General features: G+C 61.6%; 21 protein-coding genes. 4 read left to right on the forward strand and 17 right to left on the reverse strand.

Features of this window, described 5'->3' with window-relative positions:
• Positions 1 to 11: 11 nt before the first annotated feature.
• From M6D32_RS09690 to M6D32_RS09720, 7 genes are all read right to left on the reverse strand, one after another.
• Positions 12 to 1,637, reverse strand: a complete 1,626-nt coding sequence (locus M6D32_RS09690) for a choline dehydrogenase (protein ID WP_298255679.1) — start codon at positions 1,635 to 1,637, stop codon at positions 12 to 14.
• Between the two features lie 327 nt (positions 1,638 to 1,964).
• A complete protein-coding gene (locus M6D32_RS09695) occupies positions 1,965 to 3,197 on the reverse strand; it encodes a hypothetical protein (protein WP_298255680.1) in 1,233 nt (410 codons plus the stop codon).
• Positions 3,198 to 3,357: 160 nt separating this feature from the next.
• Positions 3,358 to 4,236, reverse strand: coding sequence for a polysaccharide deacetylase family protein (locus M6D32_RS09700; RefSeq protein WP_298255681.1), 879 nt, complete (start codon positions 4,234 to 4,236; stop codon positions 3,358 to 3,360).
• A 9-nt stretch (positions 4,237 to 4,245) separates the two neighbouring features.
• Positions 4,246 to 5,010, reverse strand: a complete 765-nt coding sequence (locus M6D32_RS09705; protein WP_298255682.1) for an ABC transporter ATP-binding protein — start codon at positions 5,008 to 5,010, stop codon at positions 4,246 to 4,248.
• Between the two features lie 10 nt (positions 5,011 to 5,020).
• Positions 5,021 to 5,905 carry an ABC transporter permease gene (locus M6D32_RS09710; RefSeq protein WP_298255683.1) on the reverse strand — a complete coding sequence of 295 codons (885 nt, stop codon included), beginning with the start codon at positions 5,903 to 5,905 and terminating at the stop codon, positions 5,021 to 5,023.
• Positions 5,906 to 5,956: 51 nt separating this feature from the next.
• A complete protein-coding gene (locus M6D32_RS09715; RefSeq protein WP_298255684.1) occupies positions 5,957 to 6,952 on the reverse strand; it encodes an ABC transporter substrate-binding protein in 996 nt (331 codons plus the stop codon).
• A gap of 108 nt (positions 6,953 to 7,060) precedes the next feature.
• On the reverse strand, positions 7,061 to 8,377 hold the full coding sequence (locus tag M6D32_RS09720) for an amidase (RefSeq protein ID WP_298255685.1): 1,317 nt from the start codon (positions 8,375 to 8,377) through the stop codon (positions 7,061 to 7,063).
• Positions 8,378 to 8,797: 420 nt separating this feature from the next.
• Between M6D32_RS09720 and M6D32_RS09725 the strand changes: the two genes are divergently transcribed.
• The 4 genes from M6D32_RS09725 to M6D32_RS09740 all read left to right on the forward strand — a co-directional run bounded on the left by M6D32_RS09725 (position 8,798) and on the right by M6D32_RS09740 (position 12,135).
• On the forward strand, positions 8,798 to 10,207 hold the full coding sequence (locus tag M6D32_RS09725; RefSeq protein ID WP_298255686.1) for an MFS transporter: 1,410 nt from the start codon (positions 8,798 to 8,800) through the stop codon (positions 10,205 to 10,207).
• 112 nt (positions 10,208 to 10,319) lie between these two features.
• Positions 10,320 to 10,625 carry a hypothetical protein gene (locus M6D32_RS09730; RefSeq protein ID WP_298255687.1) on the forward strand — a complete coding sequence of 102 codons (306 nt, stop codon included), beginning with the start codon at positions 10,320 to 10,322 and terminating at the stop codon, positions 10,623 to 10,625.
• Positions 10,626 to 10,790: 165 nt separating this feature from the next.
• Entirely contained in the window at positions 10,791 to 11,096 is a 306-nt protein-coding gene (locus M6D32_RS09735; RefSeq protein ID WP_298255688.1) for a hypothetical protein, read from the forward strand.
• A 118-nt stretch (positions 11,097 to 11,214) separates the two neighbouring features.
• A complete protein-coding gene (locus M6D32_RS09740; RefSeq protein WP_298255689.1) occupies positions 11,215 to 12,135 on the forward strand; it encodes a helix-turn-helix transcriptional regulator in 921 nt (306 codons plus the stop codon).
• A gap of 2 nt (positions 12,136 to 12,137) precedes the next feature.
• Here M6D32_RS09740 and M6D32_RS09745 read toward each other — a convergent pair whose 3' ends face one another.
• The 10 genes from M6D32_RS09745 to M6D32_RS09790 form a co-directional block, all read right to left on the reverse strand.
• Positions 12,138 to 12,830 carry an orotate phosphoribosyltransferase gene (locus M6D32_RS09745; RefSeq protein WP_298255690.1) on the reverse strand — a complete coding sequence of 231 codons (693 nt, stop codon included), beginning with the start codon at positions 12,828 to 12,830 and terminating at the stop codon, positions 12,138 to 12,140.
• Complete coding sequence (pyrC, locus tag M6D32_RS09750; RefSeq protein ID WP_298255691.1) at positions 12,827 to 13,912, reverse strand: dihydroorotase; 1,086 nt, start codon at positions 13,910 to 13,912, stop codon at positions 12,827 to 12,829. Before pyrC ends, M6D32_RS09745 begins: the two co-directional genes overlap by 4 nt.
• Complete coding sequence (locus M6D32_RS09755; RefSeq protein WP_298255692.1) at positions 13,909 to 15,201, reverse strand: Zn-dependent hydrolase; 1,293 nt, start codon at positions 15,199 to 15,201, stop codon at positions 13,909 to 13,911. Before M6D32_RS09755 ends, pyrC begins: the two co-directional genes overlap by 4 nt.
• Positions 15,198 to 16,160 (reverse strand): dihydroorotate dehydrogenase, encoded by a 963-nt coding sequence (locus tag M6D32_RS09760; RefSeq protein ID WP_298255693.1) that lies wholly within the window; start codon positions 16,158 to 16,160, stop codon positions 15,198 to 15,200. Before M6D32_RS09760 ends, M6D32_RS09755 begins: the two co-directional genes overlap by 4 nt.
• Positions 16,157 to 17,026: a dihydroorotate dehydrogenase electron transfer subunit gene (locus M6D32_RS09765; protein ID WP_298255694.1), complete on the reverse strand. Its 870-nt coding sequence runs from the start codon at positions 17,024 to 17,026 to the stop codon at positions 16,157 to 16,159. The genes M6D32_RS09760 and M6D32_RS09765 overlap by 4 nt, the downstream gene beginning before the upstream one ends.
• A 19-nt stretch (positions 17,027 to 17,045) precedes the next feature.
• Complete coding sequence (locus M6D32_RS09770) at positions 17,046 to 18,278, reverse strand: MFS transporter (protein WP_298255695.1); 1,233 nt, start codon at positions 18,276 to 18,278, stop codon at positions 17,046 to 17,048.
• 421 nt (positions 18,279 to 18,699) lie between these two features.
• A complete protein-coding gene (locus M6D32_RS09775; RefSeq protein WP_298255696.1) occupies positions 18,700 to 18,951 on the reverse strand; it encodes a hypothetical protein in 252 nt (83 codons plus the stop codon).
• A gap of 230 nt (positions 18,952 to 19,181) precedes the next feature.
• Positions 19,182 to 19,496, reverse strand: coding sequence for a hypothetical protein (locus M6D32_RS09780; RefSeq protein ID WP_298255697.1), 315 nt, complete (start codon positions 19,494 to 19,496; stop codon positions 19,182 to 19,184).
• A gap of 144 nt (positions 19,497 to 19,640) precedes the next feature.
• On the reverse strand, positions 19,641 to 20,936 hold the full coding sequence (locus M6D32_RS09785; protein WP_298255698.1) for an MFS transporter: 1,296 nt from the start codon (positions 20,934 to 20,936) through the stop codon (positions 19,641 to 19,643).
• 233 nt (positions 20,937 to 21,169) lie between these two features.
• On the reverse strand, positions 21,170 to 21,805 hold the full coding sequence (locus tag M6D32_RS09790) for a 2-hydroxychromene-2-carboxylate isomerase (RefSeq protein WP_298255699.1): 636 nt from the start codon (positions 21,803 to 21,805) through the stop codon (positions 21,170 to 21,172).
• Positions 21,806 to 21,862 lie beyond the last annotated feature (57 nt).

A 21,862-nucleotide genomic window follows, 5' to 3' on the forward strand; every position in this document is an offset into this window, starting at 1 on the left:
AGCAACGATGACTAGCGCGCGTCCTGCAGGATCAGGTCGGAGGCTTTCTCCGCGATCATGATCACCGGCGCATTGGTGTTGCCGGAGACAAGGTCGGGCATCACGGAGGCGTCGACCACGCGCAGGCTATCGATGCCACGGACACGAAGCTGCTGATCGACCACGGCGAGCGGGTCGTTCCCCATGCGGCAGGTCGAGGTCGGATGGTAGATGGTGGAACCGCGGGTCCGGCAATAGGCGAGCAGCGCCTCGTCGCTGGTGACCTTGTCGCCGGGATCGACCTCCTCGACGACATAAGGCGCTAGCGCCGGCGCACGCAGGATCTTTCGCAGGATCTTCAGGCCCTCGACATTGGTTGCGCGGTCGACCTCGCTGGCGAGGTAGTTGATCCGTATTTCCGGCGGCGCAGCGGGATCGGCGCTCCTGATCCGAAGCGACCCGCGGCTCTCAGGGCGCAACTGGCACACCGACGCCGTGAAGCCGGAGAATGCGTGCAGCTTCTCACCCATCTTGTCGGTCGAGAACGGCAGAAAATGAATCTGGATATCCGGTGAAGCCAATCGTGGGTTGGTCTTGAAGAATGCACCCGACGTGCCGGCAGCGATCGTCAGCGGGCCGGTTCGGAACGCCGCATAGCGCAATCCGGTCATCACCTTGCGGAAAGGATTGTTGACGATGTCATTGAGCGTGATGGCTTGCGAGCAGCGCATCACGATGCGGACCTGCAAATGATCCTGCAGATCGTGGCCGACGCCCGGTGCATCCAGCACGACCTCAATGCCGTGCCCGCGCAACAGATCCGCCGGACCGACGCCCGAGAGCTGCAACAATTGCGGCGAATTGTAAGTTCCGCCCGAAACCAGAATCTCCTTGCGCGCCCGCGCCATGCGCGGAACGCCTGCAGCACGGTACGTCACACCGACGGCGCGGCGTCCCTCGAACAGAATTCGCTCGGCGAGCGCCGATGTCTCGACATGCAGATTAGGCCGGGCCTTGGCCGGGCGAAGATAGGCGACCGCCGCGCTCGCCCGTCGTCCGCCCCTGGTCGTCGTCTGGAAAAAACCGGCGCCTTCCTGTGCCGCGCCGTTGAAGTCGGGATTGCGGGGAATGCCGACCTGCACGGCCGCATCGACAAAGGCCGCCGACAGCGGATCGTCATGCCGCCAATCCGAAACCGGGAGCGGCCCGCCAACGCCGTGAAAATCATCGCCGCCGCGCGTCTGATCCTCGGCCTTCCTGAAATAAGGCAGAACGTCCTCGTAGCCCCAACCGAGATTACCGCGCTGGCGCCAGCGGTCGTAGTCCTGATGTTGACCGCGAACATAAAGCAGACCGTTGATCGAGCTTGATCCGCCAAGCACCTTGCCGCGCGGCTGGAATACATTGCGCCCGTTAAGGCCCGGCTCCGGTTCGGTCTGGTACATCCAGTTGACGGTCTTTTCCTTGAACAGGCGGCCGTAACCGAGCGGGATATGAATCCAGCGATTGGTATCGCGCGGACCCGCCTCAAGCAGCAGCACCGAATGTCTACCGTCGGCCGTCAGCCGATTGGCGAGCACGCATCCTGCCGATCCCGCACCGACAACGATGTAATCAAATTCGAGTTGATCGGAGCCGGACGCCACTTCTTGGTTCATGTCGCTTCTTTGCAGGATCGGTATCGGAGAAACAGATGTGAGAGACGAGAATAACTTCGCCGGATTGCCAGTCAAACAAAAGAGCCGTCCGATCAATACCAAAGATCGGACAGCCCCGCGTCGCAGTGACGCGCTTGACTCAACACGCATAGAGCTCCGATTCCGAAGTTCGCAGGCTATTGCGGCCCCTCCGATGCGAACTTCGGAATCAAAGGAGCTCTAGCAACTTATTGATTTGAGTAGCGGCTTTGAATTTGAAGTTCCTATGACGAACTCACGGCAAAACCGATAGGAACTTCAAATTCGCCGCACTAGAAACTGACGACACTACTTGATGTCGACAATTCCCACCTGGTTGACGAGGCTGTTGGCCATCACCGGGTTTCCATCGGGCAAGACCGACATGTTGCGCACGATGTCCCCTCCGCCGGGAATGGCCCAGCTCTGGAATTTTTCGCTTTCCGGATCGAAGCGGACGATCGTGTTCGGCTTGGCGTTGGATTCATTGTACCAGACCGCGCCCTTGGTGAAGACCATGCCGTAGGGTTCGGACTTCGGCCCGCTCGGCGATGGCCACTCCTTGACGGCACCAGTCACAAGATCGAGCTTACCGAGATAGCCGCGCGCGAAATCGGCGTACCAGATGGCCTCATCGGGTCCGATGGCAAGACGCCGCGGTCGCGCACCTGCATCAGGCAACGTGTATTCCTTGATCGCCATCGTGTCGGGATCGATGGTGGCAATCTTGTTGGTGCCGAATTCGACGAAAACCGGAATGCCCTTGGCGTTGATCTGGAGTCCGTAAGGCCGCGACTTTGGCGTCGGCGATGTCTCGAGTTTGATCGAGCCGGTCGCTGCATCAAGGCGCCCAACCATGTTGGCCTGCTGCACCGTGAACCAGAGGACGCCCTTCTGATCGAAATTGAGGGTGTGCGGATCCTTCGCCTTCGGATCCGGCAGCCGATATTCGGTGACAAGACCGGTCTTCGGATCGAGCTTTCCGATCAAGCCGGTAAGATTTCCCGTGAACCAGATGTTGCCGTCCTTGTCGTCGACCAGCCCATGCGGACCGGTGAAGGGAGACTTGAGCGTGTACTCCCTGATCGCACCCGTCTTCGGGTCGACGCGGCCGAGTTTATTGGCCAATTGGGCGGCCCACCAAAGCGACCCATCGCGGGCGCCGAGTGGATCATGTGGGCGCGCGCCCTGCGTCGGCACGTCCCACATGTGGAAGCCGACCTTCACCGGACCATCGATGATCGCGGCGGCCGGACGCTTGCGTTCCGGAAAATTCTTCATGAGGTAATCGGTCAAGCCACCCCATTCCTCGGCCGGCACAGGCGCCTGCATGTTCTGCATCATCCGCACGACCGTCAGCCAACCCTCCGGCGTATAGCCACCGCGAACGCGATTGATGTCGTGGCATCCGTTGCAGGTGTCGACGAACCGCTGCTTGCCTGGCCCTTCCGGCCATTCCTTCGCAAGGTATTGCGCGTGCGCCACCGGCGCCCAAATGGCAACCATGATCGACAGGACAAGTAATTTGGCAGGGATCATCATGCTCGGTGTCCTCCCATCGGCAGATTGAACGTCCAGGCTCATCTTGATTGGCAGAACCAGCTAAGCCGGAGGTCATTCGGCCCGTCAAGGCTCGGCCTACCGATGACTCTGCGATCCCGGTCATATTTGACAATGTGAAAGCTGGACGTCTTCGCTAGCGCTACGTCCGCGCCGGTTCGACAGCCGCGTACCAGTCCGCCAGCTGGCTGCCGGTAAAGAAGCCAACGTCGCTTGAGGCCGTCAGCAGATCCAACATCCGCTCAAGTTCATGGATGCGGTGCGGCACCGCGATCAGATGCGGATGCAGCCCTATCGCCAGCATGATCGCGCCGTCGCGGCATTCCGTCTCGAACCGACGCAGCGTGAATTCCAGCCGTCGAGCCATCTCGCCGGTCGCGTGCCGCTCGATGGCGTAGACGATGGAGTCGTTGATCTCGAGATTGTAAGGCATCGCAATCAGCGGACCGGCCGAGGTCGTCATCCAGGACGGGCGGTCGTCGACCACCCAATCGCAGACGTAATCGACGCCCTTGCGCTTGAGGATGTCAGGAGTATCGACGGTCTCGCGCAATCCTGGCGACAACCAGCCACGCGGACGCTGTCCGGTAAAATTCCCGATCTTGTCGAGGCTGGCACCGATCACCGCCTCTTCGCCGCCCTCCACATGATTGATGGCTTTCTGGTGCATGCCGTGACCGATGAATTCCCACCTGGCATCGCGCATTGCCGTGGCGGCTTGCGGATAGGCATCGATGACGCCGGCATTGAAACTCGCGGAAGCCGGCAGACCGCGCGATGCAAACGCCTTGAGGATACGAGGCAGCCCGGCCCGCATGCCATAATCGGCCCAGGAAAAATTCGGCACATCGGGCACCGTCTCGCGCCCATGCGGCGGCGTGATGATGGTGCGCGGCATCGGCTGATCGAACTGCCAATTCTCGACGTTGACGACGAGATGGACGAGAATTCGCTTTCCCTGAAGCGGCGGCAGCGGCGCTCGCGCCGACGAGAGCAAATAGGGAATACGCGGATTTGCCATCGATAACCTCTAGTGCGAAGCGGCGCCGACCTTCATGTCGGACATGATGCGCGCCTTGTAAGCCACGAATTCCGCGCTGGTGAGGCTAGCGATCGAACGAGGACGCGGCATCGTGATCGGAATGGTGCGGATGATGCGGCCAGGTCGCGCAGACATGACGCAAATACGGTCGGACAGCAGGATCGCTTCGTCGATGTCATGGGTGACAAACAATACGGTGGTGCCGAGCGATTGCCAGACGTCGAGCAGCAGTTGCTGCATGGACAAACGCGTCTGCGCATCGAGCGCACCGAACGGCTCATCCATCAGAAGCGCTTTCGGCGACATCGCGAGCACCCGCGCGATGCCGACGCGTTGGCGCATTCCGCCCGACAATTGCACTGGCAAGGCATCAGCGAATGATTCAAGGCCGACCAGCTTCAGCAGGTTCCGCGCCCTGGATTCATAGTCGGCACGTGCAACGCCCTGCACCTGCGGCCCGAAGATCACATTTTGCCAGACATTGAGCCATGGAAACAACGCGGCCTCCTGAAAGACCACGCCGCGATCGGGGCCCGGCCGCGTCACCGTCTTGCCGTCGAACAACAGAATGCCTTCGGTGGTCTTTTCGAAGCCGGCTAGCAGATTGAGCAGCGTCGACTTTCCGCAACCGGACGGCCCCAGCAGCGCCACAAACTCGCCCTCGCCGATCGCAAGATTGATTCCGTCGAGCGCCCGGACCTCCGATTGGCCCGAAAAGGTCTTCGATACATTTTCGAACGTGATCGTGCCCATCGTCATGCCATCACGAATGGAACGACTGCAGGCGCCGCCACGCCAGCACCCATTGCTCAATCAACAGAATGACGCGGTCGCTGATCAGGCCGAGCAGGCCGATGGTCGCCATGTCGGCGATGACGACGTCCATGCGCCCGACATAGTAAGCATCCCACAGCACGTAGCCGAGACCGGATTTGACGGCGACCATTTCCGCGACGATGACCGCGGTCCAGGCGATGCCGAGTCCGATCCGCAATCCCGTGAAGATCGACGGCAGCGATGCAGGCAACACCACCCGCCGCAGGATCGTCCATCGCCCCGCCCCCATCATCATGGCGGCCCGGACGAGATTACGCTCGATATCGCGCGCGCCCTGCGCGGAGTTGACCACGATCGGATAGAACGCGCCCAGCGCGATCAGGAACACCGCGCCCATGTCGCGAATGCCGAACACCGCGATCGAAAACGGCAGCCAGGCCGTGATCGGGATCGGCCGCAGTAGTTGAACGGTTGGATCGAGGCTGCCTGATGCAATCCGGTTCCAACCGATCGCAAGTCCGACCGGCACGGCGACCACAATCGCGAGCAAGAAGCCTTTGCCGACGCGCTCAGCGGAAAACAGCAAGTTGGCAAGCCAGGTGCCGCTATAGGGATTGAGGCTGAGGCCGCTCGCGCCAAACGCCCACACTTTCCACGCATGCCACACCCGGTCCGGAGTCGGCAGCACACCGCCAAACAGCGAGCCGCCGTTTCCCTCCCATTGCCACAGTGCGATCACCACAACGGGGAGAACAATGGCGAGAAGAATTTGCCGAAGATTCCTGCGAGCCACGGATGAAAGGATCGACGACGCCAGGCGGGAAACGGAGGATTCCTGCCTTGAAGCGATAGGTCCCGTCGAGATCGACATTGACGCAATCCTCGCGAGGCGGCGCGGTTCGCCGCTCGCCCTGCTACCCGTCTAATTGCCCAGGGCCTTCTCGACGAACGAGTCGTCCCAATGCGCGTCGATTTCGCCGGAGACATCCTTCTGGATTACCCCGAGGTCGGCAAAGCCCTTGGCCTGGCGCTTGATCTGATCCGGCGAGATCACTTCGCCGAGCTTGATGATTTTCGAAGCCTGCGCCGCGACGTTGGGAGCCATTCCGGAAAGCTGCGCATAGGCATCGGCGAAAGCGGCAGGCGACTTGGCGAGTTCCTCCTGCTTCTTGAGGTAGGCCCAGACAAAACGCTCGATCGCGGCGCGTTTGCCGTCGATCGCCGTCTTCGTCGTCATGAACATGCCGAGTTCGGCACCGACTGCCTTCGACGAGCTGTATTCGAGCCCCTTGGCGAAGTAGCCGTAACCATCCATCACCGGAATCGATTCAAACGGCTCCCAGGTGACGAGGCCATCGACCTCGCCCTTCTTCAGCGCCTGATCGAAATTGGCGCCGCCGCCCTGAATATTGACCGCTTGAAAGCTGTTATAGGGAATCTTGTTTTCAACCAGCGTCGCGGCGAACTGGAACCAGACCGCCGATCCCGGCGCGATCGCGATCTTTTTGCCTTTCAGGTCTGCCCAGCTGTCGAACTTCGCGCCGTTGCGGCCGATCACATATTTCGGCGAGGAGCCCACGCCCATCAGCCCGACGACGTTGTTCGATCCCTGCGCCAGCGAAATCGCAAGATCGGCCGGGCCGACCGAGGCGGCATCGAGAGAACCCGCCAGCAGCGCGGTGCGCGCATCGGCATAGCGAACGAATTCGACCAGCTTGAGATTGACGCCGAGCTTTTTCAGATCGCCGGCGATGAGGATCACGGGGGCGAGATGACCAACTTTTTGGTAGCCGACCGTGAGTTCGACCGGTTGTGCCAATGGCGCTGGTTCGGGTCCGACCGCCTGGGCCGGCAACGGCAGCCATCCGATCGCCGCCACGATGAACCAAAGCCAGGCATCTTGCCTCAATCTCCGCACGATCCGCCTCCCTTTCGACCAGCCCATTGATCGTAGCCTTACGGGAAGACTGCACCAGATTGCGCCCGTTGCGCAACGTGGCAAGGCGCCTCGAGACCATTCCGTTGATCATGGCCCGTCAATGTCGGATACGATCTCCATCGGCACGCGGCCGTGCCAGTCGGTGCGTTCCTGCAACCTTGCGGCGATCTGAAGCAGAACTGCCTCGCTGCCCGGCCGCCCGATCATTTGCAGTCCAACCGGCATGCCATCACGGTCGAAGCCCGCGGGAACCGCAAGCGCCGGCAGGCCGAAATAATTGACGAAGCGAGTGAAGCGGCTAAGCGCGTAGAGCACGCGCGGATTGAACTGCGCGGATGCCGGATCGACCTCGTTCACACGGGGCGTCCTGACCGGCATCACCGGCAAAAACGCCACATCGGTCTCTCCGAGGCAGGACAAGATGAATTGATCGCGAAGGTCCTTGCGCGCCGCCAACGCCGACGCAAGCTCCTGGTCCGAAATTGAGAGCCCCTTACGCAAACGCTTGCGTAAGGTGACGTCGATATTAGAATCCTCAAGGCGCGAGCGATGTTCCCCGGTCGCCTCGGCTTGCAGGACAATCAGCGTTTGCCGGTCGGCTTCTTCGGGAAAGCCGGATCGCTCTTCGAGCGCAATGCCGCTTGTGGCGAGCACATCGACGGCACCACGAACGATGGCGGCGATTTCGACATCGCTGGAATCGAACGCATCTTGCAATACAACCGCTCGCGAAAGCACTCCCGATACGGATTGCGTCTCGCCGGAAACGATGGGCCACAGCAAAGCAAGATCGGCGGCACTTCGCGCGAAGACACCGGCGGTGTCGAGTGAAGGCGCCAACGACATCGCGCCGTCCAGCGGAATCCTGCCGTAACCGGGTTTGAGCGCGCTGACGCCGCAGCAATGCGCGGGAATTCGCACCGAGCCCGCGGTGTCGGAACCCAAGGCGGCGAAGCAGCAGCCGGCCGCGACCAGAATGGCGGAGCCGGTCGAGGAGCCGCCGGGGATCGCGTCAAAACGCCATGGATTGAGCGCTCCGCGCCGCCCGATGCCGGATGCTTCGTACGCCAGTTCCGTCATCGTTGCCGTGCCGATCAGACAGGCCCCGGCCAGATCGAGACGGTCGATGACCGAACCGCGCGGCAGCGCCGGCGCTTGCGGCATGGTGCATCCCCATGATGGCCGGCTGCGCCCGGTCGCGAACATATCCTTGGCAACATAGGGCAAGCCCGAGAGCGGACCCTGGCATGGCGCTTCGGCATGATAGATATGTTCAACCGCGTGGAGCTTTCGACCGAGGCGGGCGAGACGCCCCTGGCATTGATCGAGCGCCGCGCTTCGCCCTCGCTCGGATAGCGAACTCCAGTCCGGCAATCGGGCACTCGATGTAGCAACCAGCGTCATTGCTTCTCGTTGTCAGTACTGCGATGCGTGACAGACATATCCCAACATCAAATGTCTAGTGCGGTGAATTTGAAGTTCCTATCAGTTTCGCGGTGACCTCGTCCTAGGAACTTCAAATTATAAACCGCACTAGAATCAAATAATTGGCTAGTGCTCCTTTGATTCCGAAGTTCGTAAACGTGGAGCCGCAATATGGTACGAACTTCGGAATCGGAGCACTAGGTACACCGTGGCAGCCAGAACATTCGATAACACGAGGGCTAGTGCGGCGAATTCGCTTAGGAATTTCAAATCCAAAGCCGCTAATCAAATCAATAAGTTACTGGAGCTCCTTTGATTCCGAAGCTCGCATCAGAGGTTGCTGCGATTTCATGCGAACTTCGTAATCGGAGCTCTAGTCGAACCGTGAAGCCAGACGAATTGACTCATCATCCTGACGGATTGCCGCAGCCGCAGCGAGCCTGGGCGATCCTGACGATCGCCATCGGCCTGGTCATGGCGGTGATGGACGGAGCGATCGCCAACGTGGCGCTGCCGACGATTGCCCGCGATCTCCATGCGAGCCCCGCCTTCTCGATCTGGATCGTCAATGGCTATCAACTCGCGATCACGATCTCGCTGCTCCCGCTGGCATCGCTCGGCGAAATCATCGGCTATCGCCGCGTCTATATTGCCGGACTTTTTCTGTTCACGATCGCATCGCTGTTTTGCGTGCTCACGCATACGCTGACATTGCTGACGATCGCCCGCATCCTGCAAGGGTTTGGCGCTGCCGGGATCATGGCCGTCAACATGGCGCTGGTCCGGCATATCTATCCGCGCAAGATGTTGGGGCGCGGGATCGGCATCAATGCGATGGTGGTCGCCATCTCTGCAGCGGTCGGGCCGACGACCGCGGCGGGCATTCTGGCCGTCGGTCCATGGCCGTATCTGTTTGCGATCAACGTCCCGCTTGGCGTTGTCGCACTCGCGATCGGCATCAAGTATCTGCCGTATACCAAACCCGCCGGCCACGACTTCGACTGGAAAAGCGCGGCGCTGAGCGCCATCACCTTTGGCCTCGGACTTGCCGCGATCGACAGCGTCGGCCACGGCGAAGACGCGGCGATTGCACTCGCCGAGCTCGGCGGCGCGGTGGTTGCGGGCTTCCTGCTGGTCCGCGCGCAGAAACATGTCACCTCGCCTTTGCTGCCGCTCGACCTGCTGCGCATTCCGATTTTTGCGCTGTCGATTGCGACATCGATCGCATCGTTCTGCGGGCAGATGCTGGCTTTCGTCGCACTCCCTTTCTACCTCGAAAGCCGGTTTGGATATTCTGCGGTCGAGATCGGTCTTTTGATTACGCCCTGGCCGATCGCGGTGGCGGTCGCCGCGCCGCTCGCCGGACGGCTGGTGGAGCGCCACCCTGCCGGACTTCTCGGCGGAATTGGGCTGGTGCTGTTTGCGCTCGGCCTGGGCGCGCTGGCGTGGCTGCCGTCGCATCCCGCGTTTTTCGATGTGGCGTGGCGGATGGCGGTGGCCGGCGCGGGCTTCGGCCTGTTCCAGACGCCGAACAACCGCACCATGATCGCGGCGGCTCCCCGGGAACGCTCGGGCGGCGCCAGCGGCATGCTGGGAACTGCGCGCCTGTTGGGACAGACTACCGGTGCGGCCCTGGTGTCGCTGTTGCTCGCCCGCTTCGCGTTGGAAGGTACCCGGCTTGCGTTGCTGACAGGCGTCGGCTTTGCGGTCGTGGGCGCGGCGCTGAGCATGCTGAGACTGTCGGAGACCGGTGCGCGGGGCGCCGAACATGTCCGCGTCACGGAGGACCAGCGGCTTAGGGGCGAATAGCGGCCTTTTGGACCCCGTACAAATTTGTAAACTTGTCTCAAATTTGGTTGCGACGGCATCTTCGGCCTGCTATAAACAATCGCTTTCTTCGTCGCGAAAGGGAGAAAGCACCATGGGCGAACTCTACGACTGGCTGTCGCATCAGCATCCGGGCCTGAAGACGTTCAAGGCCTTCCGGCACAACATGCTTGAGCGCGTCACGACCGACGCGCCCCATCGCGCACTCTTCCGCCTGCTCGCCGGGGTCACCGAGGAATACATCGCCCGCTACGACGGCGAGGCCGTTCCGGTCGGTGTCGCCGAAGAAACCTACAGGCATCTGCTTGAGATCGTCGCCAAGGCCGAGAGCGCCTTGACCGCGCCGGCGCCCCGGCAGGTTCATATCCTGAATGAACTGGCCGCCGCCCGGCTCGTGTAACGGTTTAACGACGTCGAGCGGATCCGAAATCAGCCCGCCGACTCCACAAAGCCGGATAGCGCTAATGTGACGGTTCCATGTCCACGATTTCATAAAATGCTTGCGTTAACAGGGTTTTCGTGATAGAAGTGGTTGTTTCTTCTCGAATACCGACGAGGAAACAACATGGTTGAGTTGCATAGCTGGCTTTCTCATCAGCACCCCGGTCTTCGGACCTACGTCGCCCTTCAACAAAAATCGAACGAACTGGCAGAGACCGATGCGGAGCATCGCGCGGTCTACAGGCTGTTGTCTTCGATCCTCGATCCCTTCATCGACTCCTTCGACGAGGAGCCGCTTCCGGCCGGCGTCGCAGAGACGACGTTCCAGCGGCTGCTTGCGGTGGTGCGCGATGCCGACAACGCGACCACGCTCGCGCCCGATCAGCAGATCGATGCGTTGAACAAGATCGCCTCCGTCGAACTCGTTTGAAGGCAGCCGACGCCCGACGCGGTTTTCCGGTGAGCGTGTCGAGAACGCAGAATTAACGCTTCCCTGACGGCCAAAAATCATGTACGCCTTCGTCTCAAATATGAGACGAGAGGCAAAAATGAGCGCGACGAGCAACCGCTTTGCCGAGATCGGTGAGAGGCTGCGCGCCTACCGGATGGGCCGCGGGCTCGCGGCGGAACAGGTCGCCGAGCGTCTCGGGGTGTCGCGCGCCGCAGTCTACCGGATCGAAGCCGGCGAGGTCGTGAAGATCGAGACGCTCGATCGGCTTGCCAGCGTGCTGGAGACCTCCGTTGGCTCCCTGCTCGGCCTCGGCGTCGAATACTACGCCAACGCCATCGGCTATTTCGAGCGGATGCGGCAGATCGAGGAGAAATCCGAACAGGTCATCGCCCACTTCCCGCCTTTGTCCTATCTCCTGACCTCGGACAATTACGGACGCCAGCTCAAGCAGACGCTGATCGAGGCCGCGCCCTCCTATGCCGAGGACGGCAAGGACTACGAGGCCGAGATCGACGCGATCATCAATGTGCTCGACGAACGCAAGAACGCGCGCGACCGTCGGCATCTCAGCGTCGTCAATTTCGTCAACATGCCGGAGATCGAACGCTGGTTGAAGCTCGGCCTGGTCGGTCGCTTTGATCTGCCGGCCAACGAGATCGTCGAGCGCAGGCTCGCTGCGCGCGCCGAGATCGAGCATCTGATCAAGCTGATCGAGCAGGAACCGATGGGCATTCAGATCGGCCTGATCGAAGAGCCGTTGCCCAACATCACCTTCCAGCTATTTCGCACGTCCGAGCGCACGCTGCTGGGCTTGAGCCCATTCCGGCTCGGCGGCGAACTGCCGAATATCCGCACCGGCGTCGCCATGCTGACGGCCGACGAAGAACCGGTGCGTCTCTACGAGCAACTGGTCGATAGACTATGGCGCCGTGCCTACAAGGGGCGTGAGGCCGCGCATCAGCTGCGCATGATCCTGGAGCGATCGGCGATGCGACCGCCCGCACGAAATGCTTCCTAAGCTTAACTTCGAACCGACAATTTCGAACGACCGCCATGCCGCGTCGACCAGGCGACGGGATCGATGAGGAAACGCTCCACTTCCGCACGGTCCTGCGGCGAAATCTTCTGAGCCGCCGGCGAACGCAGGATATCGGCCCAGGTGGCAAGCGGATGCAAGGTCAGCCCGGCCTGCGCGAGCCGCTCGGCCGCGCCGGGAAAGACGTCATGATAGAAGATAGTGAGCACGTGTTCGACGACGGCGCCTGCCGCCCGCAGCCCGCGCGCAAAATTGAGCTTGCTGCCTCCATCGGTGGTGAGATCGTCGACCAATAGCACCTGGAGCCCATCGACATCGCCGCCTTCGACCTGCGCGTTGCGGCCGATGCCAAGCGGCCGCTTGCGCACATAGCGCATGCGTACATTGAGTTGGTCCGCAAGCCAGGCAGCAAAGGGAATGCCGGCAGTTTCTGCGCCCGCGACCGCATCGATCGTGGCGTTCGGCAACATCGCGCCCACATAGCGGACGGCGACTTGCGTCACTGCTTGTCGTAACGAAGGATCGCCAAGGATCACCCGGACGTCGACATAGACCGGGCTCGCCCAGCCTGCCGCCAGGATAAAAGGCTGCTGCCGGCTGACATGGATGGCGCCGCCGTCAAACAGGAGCCGCGCAACTTCACCGCCGATCTCCTGCCTGATCGCTTGGTCGGTCATGGCGATACCTCCCCGACCGACCATGGCAAGGTTTGACCGCCCTGAAACACCACGACTTCGGTGTCTTCCACCGCAACCGCGGCCATCACCGGCTGCTCGCGCCTTTCGAGAGAGATCGTGCCGCGGTTCAGTTCGAGGCCGTAGAACTTCGCGCCATTGACGGAGGCAAAGGCCTCGAAGCAATCCAGCGCGCCCTCCTCATCGAATACCTGCACATAGGTCTGCAGCGCCGTGGCGCCGCCGAACACCCCGGCCGAACAACATTCGGCTTCCTTGGCGGTGCGGCGATGCGGCGCGGTGTCGGTCCCGATGAAGAAGCAGGTGTCGCCCGAGGTCACCGCCTTGCGCAATGCAAGACGATGCCGCTCGCGCTTGGCGACCGGCAGACAATAAAGGTGCGGACGCAGCCCACCCTGAAACAACGAGGTACGGTTGATGACGAGATGATGCGGCGTGATCGTGCCGGCCGTGTGCGAACGATGGGCGCGCACGATGTCGACGGTCTCCGCGGTCGTGACGTGCTCGATCACGACCTTCAGGCCTTGATGCCGTTTGAGCATCGGCAGCAGGCTCTGCTCCATGAACACCGCTTCGCGATCAAAGATGTCGACCGCGGGATCGGTGGCCTCGCCATGGATCAGGACCGGCATGCCGATTTTTTCCATGCGTGCCAGCACCGGCGCCAGCGCCGGAATGTCGGTCACGCCGTGATGCGCGTTCGTAGTGGCGCCTGCCGGATAGAGTTTCGCGGCAACCCAGGCGCGATCCCTAAATCCCTTCTCGATTTCGTCCGGCGAAGTCGCGTCGGTGAGATAGCAGGTCATCAGCGGCTGGAAGTCGGAAATCGCCGCACGCGCCACCAGGATCCGGTCGCGATAGGACTTGGCGGCCGCAACTGTCGTCACCGGTGGCACCAGGTTGGGCATGATGACGCCACGGGCGAACTGCCCTGCAGTAAACGGCAGCACCGCCTGGAGCATCGCACCATCACGCAAGTGAACATGAAAATCGTCAGGCCTGCGGATCGTGATCTTGTCGACGCGCCTGGGTGCTGCTTTTTCGAATAATTCGGTCACGCTCATTGGACGGCCTCTTCGATCGCAGCCCGCATTACCGCGATTCCGGCGACAAAATCATCCAGATTCATCGACTCTTTCGGGTTATGCGAGCCATTTTCGTTGCGCACGAACACCATTGCTGAGGGAATACCGGCATTGGCGAACACCGCAGCATCGTGCCCGGCTCCGCTCGGGATCTCCTCATCCGGCAGGCCGAGCGCCTGCGCGGACTTTCGCAGCCTACGAACCCATTCGGCATCCATGGTGGCTGGCGCGGATTCCAGGCGGCGGTCGAAAGCGAATTCCACGCCGCGCTCTTCGGCGATGAGATTGCACTCGGAACGGAACAAATCGTAGAAGCCCTCGAGCGTCTCCTTGCTCTGGCTGCGCACCTCGAAGCTGAACGACACCTTTCCCGGAATGCGCGCGATCGCATGTTCCGTGGGATCGGTCCCGAAGACGCCCGACGTCACTACCACGTCCCGCCCGCGCTCCAACAGCGTACGCCAGTGGCGGTCGAGATGGGTCATGAGTTCGGCCACCGCAAACACGGCATCGTGCCGCAGCCAGCGTGGCACCGCGCCGGAATGCCCGGCCTCGCCGAGGCATTCGACCGTCCGATGCCGCACATTACCGCGGATGCCCGTCACGATGCCGACCGGAAGTTCCCGCGCGACCAGCACCGGCCCCTGTTCGATGTGAAGCTCGACCCAGGCGGCGACGCGCTTGGCATCGAGCAACGGCTCACCCCTTTCAATGCGCGCAACGTCGGCGCCGACCGTGCGCATGCAGTCGGCAAGCACGAGGCCGTCGCGATCCCTTACCCTCAAGTCTTCGGCTGTGAGTTTCCCGAACAGCGCAAGCGAGCCCATATAGGCCTTGCCGAAACGGGAGCTCTCCTCGCCGCGCAAACCGAACAGCTTGATGGTTCGGCGCGGTGTGATGTTGTCGCGTTTCAAACGCGCCAGCACCGCAAGACCGGCGACCACGCCCGCCGCGCCATCGAAATTGCCGCCCTGCGGTACCGAATCCAGATGCGATCCGCAGGCGAGGAACGGCAGATCCGGCTCGCTGCCGGGAAGCGTGACCACCAGATTGGCGCCGGCGTCGCGCGCCGCCTCCAGGCCCAATCGGCGCGCCCTGGCCTCGACGATATCCAACGCGTTTGACTCGCGCCCGCTGTAGCTTTCGCGGGTGACGCCAACGCCGTCGAACGATGCGGTGCGGAGCGCGTCGAACAGCTCTCCGGCCAACAAGCGGTCCTCCGCGTTATCGACAAAGACGTTTCGATTTTGAGTATCTGGCGTCGTCATGTCGGGGGACTTAGCCAGGCGAGATCCTGATCGTCGGCCTCCTCGATCACGACGCCATGAACGAGGTCGGTCACGCTCGTGATCTCGCGTTGCAGACAGAACATCTCGAGGCCGTCGATGATACCGACCATCGCCGCCGGTTGAAGGAAGGTAGCGGTGCCGATCTGAACGGCGGTCGCGCCGGCGAGCATATACTCGATCGCATCCTCGGCGGAAGAAATGCCGCCGCAACCGACGATCGGAATCTTGACGGCCTTGGCGCACTGAAACACCTGCCGCACCACGATCGGCTTGATCGCGGGTCCGGACAGACCGCCCATGATGTTGCCGAGGCATGGCTTGAACGTCTTCAAGTCAATCGCCATCGACAGGAAGGTGTTGGCGACCACGACTGCGTCCGCACCGGCGCCTTCCGCCGCCCGCGCGACTTCGGCGATGTCGCCAGTGTTGGGCGTGAGCTTGACCCACAACGGCAGCTTGGTAGCGGCGCGCAGCTGGTGCGTCACCTTCTCGGCCGACTCCGCTCGCATCGCAAACGCCTTGCCGTCCTCCTCGATGTTCGGGCAGGAAATATTGGCTTCGATGGCTGAAACGCCTGGCAGTGACAGTTCCGCCGCAAGGCTGGCAAATCCTTCGGCCGTCGGCGCGGAAATACTGACCACCAGAGGTGGCTCATAGGCGGCGTATTGCGGGATGATCTTCTCAATGAAATGCGGCACGCCCTTGGAGGGAATTCCGATCGCGTTGATCAGGCTGCCCGGCCGCTCGACCACGCGGGGCAGCGGATTTCCGGCACGCAATTCCCGCGTCACGGTCTTGGTCACAAAGGCGCCGAGGCGGTTGAAGTCGATGACCTTGTCGAGACCTTCGGCAAAGGTGCCCGATGCCGGCATCACCGGATTGCGAAGCTTGAGCCCGCCGACATTGACGGAGAGGTCGATCGAAAAAGGCTTGATCATGGTAGCGCCTCCAGCAGATCGAATACCGGTCCATCCCAGCAAACCCTTCGGTTGACGATCTCGCCGCCGACGTTGAAGTCACGTACGCAGCAGTAACAAAGGCCGATCCCGCAGGCCATTTGCTGCTCCATCGCGACCTGCCCGGGCAAGCCGAACTCGATCGCAAGCCGCTGCTGCACCCGCATCAGGCGGCTCGACCCGCAAGTAAAGAACGCATCGCATTTTCCTTCGGCGATCAGACCCCGCAGGATGCGCTCCACATTGCCCGGCCCGCTGGTCTGCTCGGCGTCGGTCACCGGCACGACATCGGCGCCATGGCCCTTGAAGAGATCCACGGAGACCAAAAGCTCCGGCCGTCGGGCACTGAAGATCGCGGTAACCTTGGTACCATTGGCCTTCGCCGCTTTGGCGAGCGGTGCCAGCGTGGCGAGCCCTGCGCCGCGTCCAATCGCCACGATGTGCCGCCATTTGGGATCGAGCGTGAAGCCTTGGCCGAGCGGCCCCATGATGTCGAGCGTGCCGCCCACCTCGATCGAATCCAGCCCCCGCGTGCCGGCGCCCGTCACCTTGTACAGGAATTCAACCTGCCGCTTGACCGGGTCGGCGCCGTACAGACTCATCGGACGCCGCAGGAACGGATGCTCCCCGGCAGGGTGCGGACAGAGCAACTGGAAGAACTGCCCCGGCTGCGCGGAAGCCGCAACCTCACTGCAATCGACGACCAGGTGACGATACTCGGCGTTGACGGCCGTGTTGGCTGCGACTTTGGCAACCTCCGCAGCGATGCTGGGCTTCCAGGGCGTCCGTGAAGATGCAGGCGGCGTTGCCGCCGGCTGCATCGTCACGGATGAACGATCGAGTGACATCATAGCCTCTCGCCAAGCATCACGTCAGCTGGGCGCCGCGGCGCTCGGGGATCAAGAGCCACATCGCCAGAATGTCGAGCACATAGAGTGCAGCAAGCCCCGCGATTGCCGTTTCGAACGAATAAGCGGATGCGATTGCGCCGACGACGACAGGGCCAAATCCGCCAACGCCACGGCCGATATTGAACAGCACGTTCTGCGCCGTGGCACGCGCCGCGGTCGGGAACAATTCGCTGATCAGAGCGCCGTAGCCGCCCAGCATGCCGTTGACGAAGAAGCCCATGATCGCGCCGACCACGAGAAGCTGGATCGGATCGGTCAGGCGCGAATACACCAGCACCATGACGGCCGCGCCGAACATATAGGCGAAGAACGCGGGCCGCCGGCCGATGCGATCGGCGATATGGCCGAACATGAAAATGCCGAGCGCCATGCCGGCGAGCGTCGCGCAGGTCCAAACTACGGACTGCGTCAGCGCAAAGCCGAAGCGGGTCGACAGATAATTCGGCAGCCAGATCATCACGCCGTAGTAGCCGAAGTTCTGCACCGAGCAGAGGATGACCATGCCGAGGCTGAGCTTGGCCGTTTCGCCGTCCTTGACGAGCAGTTGCAGCGCCGACTCCTTCGGCCGGTCTTTCGACTTCTCCACGAACACTTCAGGTTCGTGCAGCGAGGAGCGAATAAAATAGGCAGCAATCGCCGGAAACACGCCGACCGCGAACATGCCGCGCCATCCAATCACCGGCAGAAGCAACGGCGTCGCGAGGGCTGCAATCAGCACGCCCACCTGCCAACCAAGACCGACATAAGAAGATGCGCGGGCGCGCTTCGATGCCGGCCAGGCTTCCGCCACCAGCGCCATGCCGATCCCGAATTCGCCGCCGAGACCGACGCCGGCGATGGTACGATAGAGCAGAAGATCCCAATAACCCCGTGCGAACGCGCAGAGGCCGGTGAACACGGCAAATAACACGATCGTCCAGGTGAGGATGCGCACGCGCCCGAGACGATCCGACAACACGCCGAAGCCGATGCCGCCGAGCACGGCGCCGATCAGCGTGGCTGTTACCAGCGATGCCGATTGCGCCTGTGAAAGACCGAGATCCTTTGCGATCGTTCGCAGCATGAAGCCGAGAATAAGAAGATCGAATCCATCCATCGCATAACCGATGGCGGACCCCAGCAACGCCTTCCAGGCGTTGCTGTCGATCGTGGTCGGAACGCTCTCGATGCTGTCAGCCGTGATGCTCATTTTGACACCCCTCATCGCTTGAATTTCCCCGGAGACAGCAGCTTGTCACAGCTCGGTATCAATTACAATATTAATATCAAAAATTATACGATAAGAAAGTAAGATATTGGAAATACTAATTTTTATTCCGTCTCATTAATTGGATTTTTGGGACACCCGTGAGCAATGCTGGCGGCCGGGCACCCCCGCCGGCGGATTCTCCTGGCCGGAGTCATTCGAGCCGCCCATCCGTTGGGGCGGTTCGCTCGCAAGAAGTCGGATCAACGTCGCTGTTCTCTCCTTCAGGCGCGCGCGCGCCCGCGCCCTCGCTTCAGAGAACGTTTCAAAATAAAAGCACAGTTCGCGGCGACGAGGCGAACACAACGAACAAAAGGAGGCTGCCCAACGGGCAGCCTCCTTGAACTAAGCGTGGTCCCGACGACTACCACTCGCTCCAGCGATCACCGTTCCAATACCCGCGGCCCTCGTGCTCGTGAAAAATAACCCGCGGACCCGGACGCCAACCGTCCTCGTGAATGATCACCCTGGATCGGGCCGGATAGTCGAAATGTTCATGCGTGTGCCAGCAAACATTACCTGAGCAGGCGATCGCCGCGGACGCGCCTACGCTGGACAACGCGAGCAATCCTGCGCCCGCCGCCACGCCGAGCAAACTCTTGCCGATCAGTGTCATGTTGTACTTCTCCTTGGAATAGCGAACCCCGCTCCCTCCCGCCAACACCAAGCGGCGAGGAACGTTCCGATGGAACCCGGATTTGCGCCTTTGGTGGAACCAACGGAGAGCGAGAATCCTGGTTCCGCGAACGTTGCGCGGCTGCCCGACAGCACGCTGACTGTTGCATGGGAAGGCGGTCGCGCGGATCACCTCGCATGGCGGCAATTGCTTGCCGCCATTTCCAAAGCTCAGTGAATCGAACCGGGCTTGTGCTGGTCATGAAGCGGCCGGACGCTACGATCGGAGTTCGGCATCGTGTCCCGGCCCGAATCGCCATTGGCATCGCTGCCGCCGGACGTCGATGTGCCGCTCCCGCTGGGATTCGACCGCGCCACGCTGCCGGTGGTCGTCCCCGTTTTCGGCGCCGTTCCCGGCGTCGCCGAGCTTGCCGCCGGATCGCCCGTGATCGACCCACGGCCGCTTGGATTACCTTGCGCATGCGCGAAGTTCGTCGAGAAGACGAGGATCGCCGGCAGCAAAACAAAAAGAACGCTGGACTTCATGGGCCATGCCTTTCGGTTGAGCCCGGATAACCCGCGCCCGGCAGCGAATGTTCCGAAGTACATGGTCTCCTCGCGCCGCGCGCAGCGGTCACGTTCGCTGCGCACCAGTCACCGAGCAATCCGCGCCTGCCTCAAAGCCGGTAATCACGCGTCCGAGTGCAACACTCGGCCGCGTGTCTCCGGCAACGCAAAGGCGGCAAGAAAGAAAACGCCGTAGGCAGCGGCCGAAAAGATCGCGATCGCATTGGCAAGCGTCGTTGTGGTCGAGAGCGCACCTACCAGGTAAGGGAACAGCGCTCCAATGCCGCGGCCGAAATTGTAGCAAAAACCCTGACCGGAGCCCCGCAACCGTGTCGGATAAAGCTCGGTAAGAAAGGCGCCCATGCCCGAGAAATAGCCCGACGCGAAAAAGCCGAGGGGGAAGCCGAGAACCCAGAGCACGTCATTGCTGAGCGGCAGTTGCGTGTAGAGGAGCACGACCGCGATGGCGCCAAGCGAGAAGATCAGGAACAGGTTGCGGCGGCCAATGCGATCAGCAAGCCACGCGCCTACCAGATAGCCAATGAAGGATCCGATGATCAACGCCGAGAGATAGCCGGTGGAAGAGACAATCGACAGATGGCGCTCGGTCGTCAGAAAACGCGGCACCCAAAAGGTCACGGCGTAATAGCCGCCCTGCATTCCCGTGGCCATCAGGGACGCCAGGATGGTCGTCTTGAGAATGGGAGCCGAAAAGATCTCCCACAGCGGCGGATGTTCACCGCTTTCCATCAATTTGCGGCGCGTGTCTGCTGCAATCTCGGGCTCGGTCACATAGCGGCGCAGATAAAAGACGAGCAGCGCCGGCAGCGCACCAACGGCGAACATCCAGCGCCACGCGACGCCTCCCGGCAGCAGGGAAAACAGAATCGCCTGTGACAGAACGGCGAGGCCCCATCCCACGGCCCAGCCGGATTGCACCGAGCCAACCGCTCGGCCGCGGTATTGCGGCCGGATGGCCTCGCCCATCAGCACCGCACCAGCCGCCCATTCACCGCCGAACCCCAGGCCAAGAAGGGCGCGCGCGATCAGCAACTGATCGAAGCTTTGCGCGACGGCGCACACCAGCGAGAAGAACGAAAACCAGAGAATGGTGAATTGCAGGGTTCTGACTCGTCCGATGCGATCGGCAACGTAACCACCAAGCCATCCTCCGATGGCTGAGGAAAGGAGCGTCACTGTTCCGGCAAGACCGGCCTCGCCGGCGCCAACCTTCCACAGCGCGATGATCGAGCCGATCACCAGCGGGTAGATCATGAAATCCATGCCATCCAGCGCCCAGCCGGCGCCGCAAGCCCAGAACGTCCGACGCTCGGCGGTGTTCATGTCGCGATAGAACGCGAGCAGGCTGGTGTCCTCGATCTCAGCCGTTTCGATCTGTTCGAGTTGGGCCGCTGTCATTGACGTTCCTCCGGCGTTTTCTTGTCGGCGCTTGAACGCCGTCTGTTGTTTCAATCCGAATCCATAAACGGTCTTTGCTGTAGCGACAACGCCTCTCGATAAGCGTATTTCAGTCCACACCGCCTGACGGGTATCCGATGATCAGTCTTATCGATCACCGACGATCAAAGCAGGTTATCGGGACCGGCGTTCCACGATTGCCTGCAAGATCGCGCCGGGGCCGCTTCAGCCCATTACGGGATGCGCGTTGACAGGATCGGTGAATTTCCGGAGACAATCGCCGATTCCAACTGGTCGAGCCGGTCCTGGCCCCAGAACGGTTCGCCGCGATGGAAGTAAAACGGCGCCCCGAACAATTGCCGTTCGATCGCTTCCCGCGTCAGTCCCTCTTCGCGCGCAACAAGTTCGGGCTCCGACGCGCGGGCCAGCAGTTCTTCGCCGTTCAGCCCGCCGGTATCAGCCAGATTGACGAGCGTGTCGGCGTCCTCGACGTTCAGTTCGTCAGCCCAGACCGCCTTGAGGCCTGCATGGACAAACGCAGTCACATCGTTTCCGTCCCTGATCGCCGCCAGCACCATGCGGTGACCGAGCGACGGATCGGCCGGATAGAATTTCGGCCACGTCACAAGCGGAATGCCGCGGATTCGTTTCCAACGTTCCATCTCGACCAGCCGATAGGACTGACGCTGCGGCGGCCGCTGGCGGACCGGCTTGCCGCCGCCCGCGGCAAACACCGCCATCAAATCGATCGGTTTGAACTCAACCCGCACGTCGTGACGTTTGGCGATATCACAAAACACCAGGCTGCCGACGTAGGACCAAAGAGAGATGAAGCTGAAGTAATATTCGACCACGGGACGCTCTGTCATATTGGATCGCTTCCGCTCAGCTGCATCAATCCAGGATAGGCGGTGCCCACGGCCCGG

Origin of the sequence: Bradyrhizobium sp., assembly GCF_027307225.1 — a bacterium.
Classification (GTDB): Bacteria; Pseudomonadota; Alphaproteobacteria; order Rhizobiales; family Xanthobacteraceae; genus Bradyrhizobium.

Coding starts and splice junctions, on each gene's coding strand:
- M6D32_RS09690 (WP_298255679.1), bottom strand. CDS start 1,637: ATGAACCAAGAAGTGGCGTCCGGCTCCGATCAACTCGAATTTGATTAC.
- M6D32_RS09695 (WP_298255680.1), bottom strand. CDS start 3,197: ATGATGATCCCTGCCAAATTACTTGTCCTGTCGATCATGGTTGCCATT.
- M6D32_RS09700 (WP_298255681.1), bottom strand. CDS start 4,236: ATGGCAAATCCGCGTATTCCCTATTTGCTCTCGTCGGCGCGAGCGCCG.
- M6D32_RS09705 (WP_298255682.1), bottom strand. CDS start 5,010: ATGGGCACGATCACGTTCGAAAATGTATCGAAGACCTTTTCGGGCCAA.
- M6D32_RS09710 (WP_298255683.1), bottom strand. CDS start 5,905: ATGTCGATCTCGACGGGACCTATCGCTTCAAGGCAGGAATCCTCCGTT.
- M6D32_RS09720 (WP_298255685.1), bottom strand. CDS start 8,377: ATGACGCTGGTTGCTACATCGAGTGCCCGATTGCCGGACTGGAGTTCG.
- M6D32_RS09730 (WP_298255687.1), top strand. CDS start 10,320: ATGGGCGAACTCTACGACTGGCTGTCGCATCAGCATCCGGGCCTGAAG.
- M6D32_RS09735 (WP_298255688.1), top strand. CDS start 10,791: ATGGTTGAGTTGCATAGCTGGCTTTCTCATCAGCACCCCGGTCTTCGG.
- M6D32_RS09740 (WP_298255689.1), top strand. CDS start 11,215: ATGAGCGCGACGAGCAACCGCTTTGCCGAGATCGGTGAGAGGCTGCGC.
- M6D32_RS09745 (WP_298255690.1), bottom strand. CDS start 12,830: ATGACCGACCAAGCGATCAGGCAGGAGATCGGCGGTGAAGTTGCGCGG.
- pyrC (WP_298255691.1), bottom strand. CDS start 13,912: ATGAGCGTGACCGAATTATTCGAAAAAGCAGCACCCAGGCGCGTCGAC.
- M6D32_RS09755 (WP_298255692.1), bottom strand. CDS start 15,201: ATGACGACGCCAGATACTCAAAATCGAAACGTCTTTGTCGATAACGCG.
- M6D32_RS09760 (WP_298255693.1), bottom strand. CDS start 16,160: ATGATCAAGCCTTTTTCGATCGACCTCTCCGTCAATGTCGGCGGGCTC.
- M6D32_RS09765 (WP_298255694.1), bottom strand. CDS start 17,026: ATGTCACTCGATCGTTCATCCGTGACGATGCAGCCGGCGGCAACGCCG.
- M6D32_RS09770 (WP_298255695.1), bottom strand. CDS start 18,278: ATGAGCATCACGGCTGACAGCATCGAGAGCGTTCCGACCACGATCGAC.
- M6D32_RS09775 (WP_298255696.1), bottom strand. CDS start 18,951: ATGACACTGATCGGCAAGAGTTTGCTCGGCGTGGCGGCGGGCGCAGGA.
- M6D32_RS09780 (WP_298255697.1), bottom strand. CDS start 19,496: ATGAAGTCCAGCGTTCTTTTTGTTTTGCTGCCGGCGATCCTCGTCTTC.
- M6D32_RS09785 (WP_298255698.1), bottom strand. CDS start 20,936: ATGACAGCGGCCCAACTCGAACAGATCGAAACGGCTGAGATCGAGGAC.
- M6D32_RS09790 (WP_298255699.1), bottom strand. CDS start 21,805: ATGACAGAGCGTCCCGTGGTCGAATATTACTTCAGCTTCATCTCTCTT.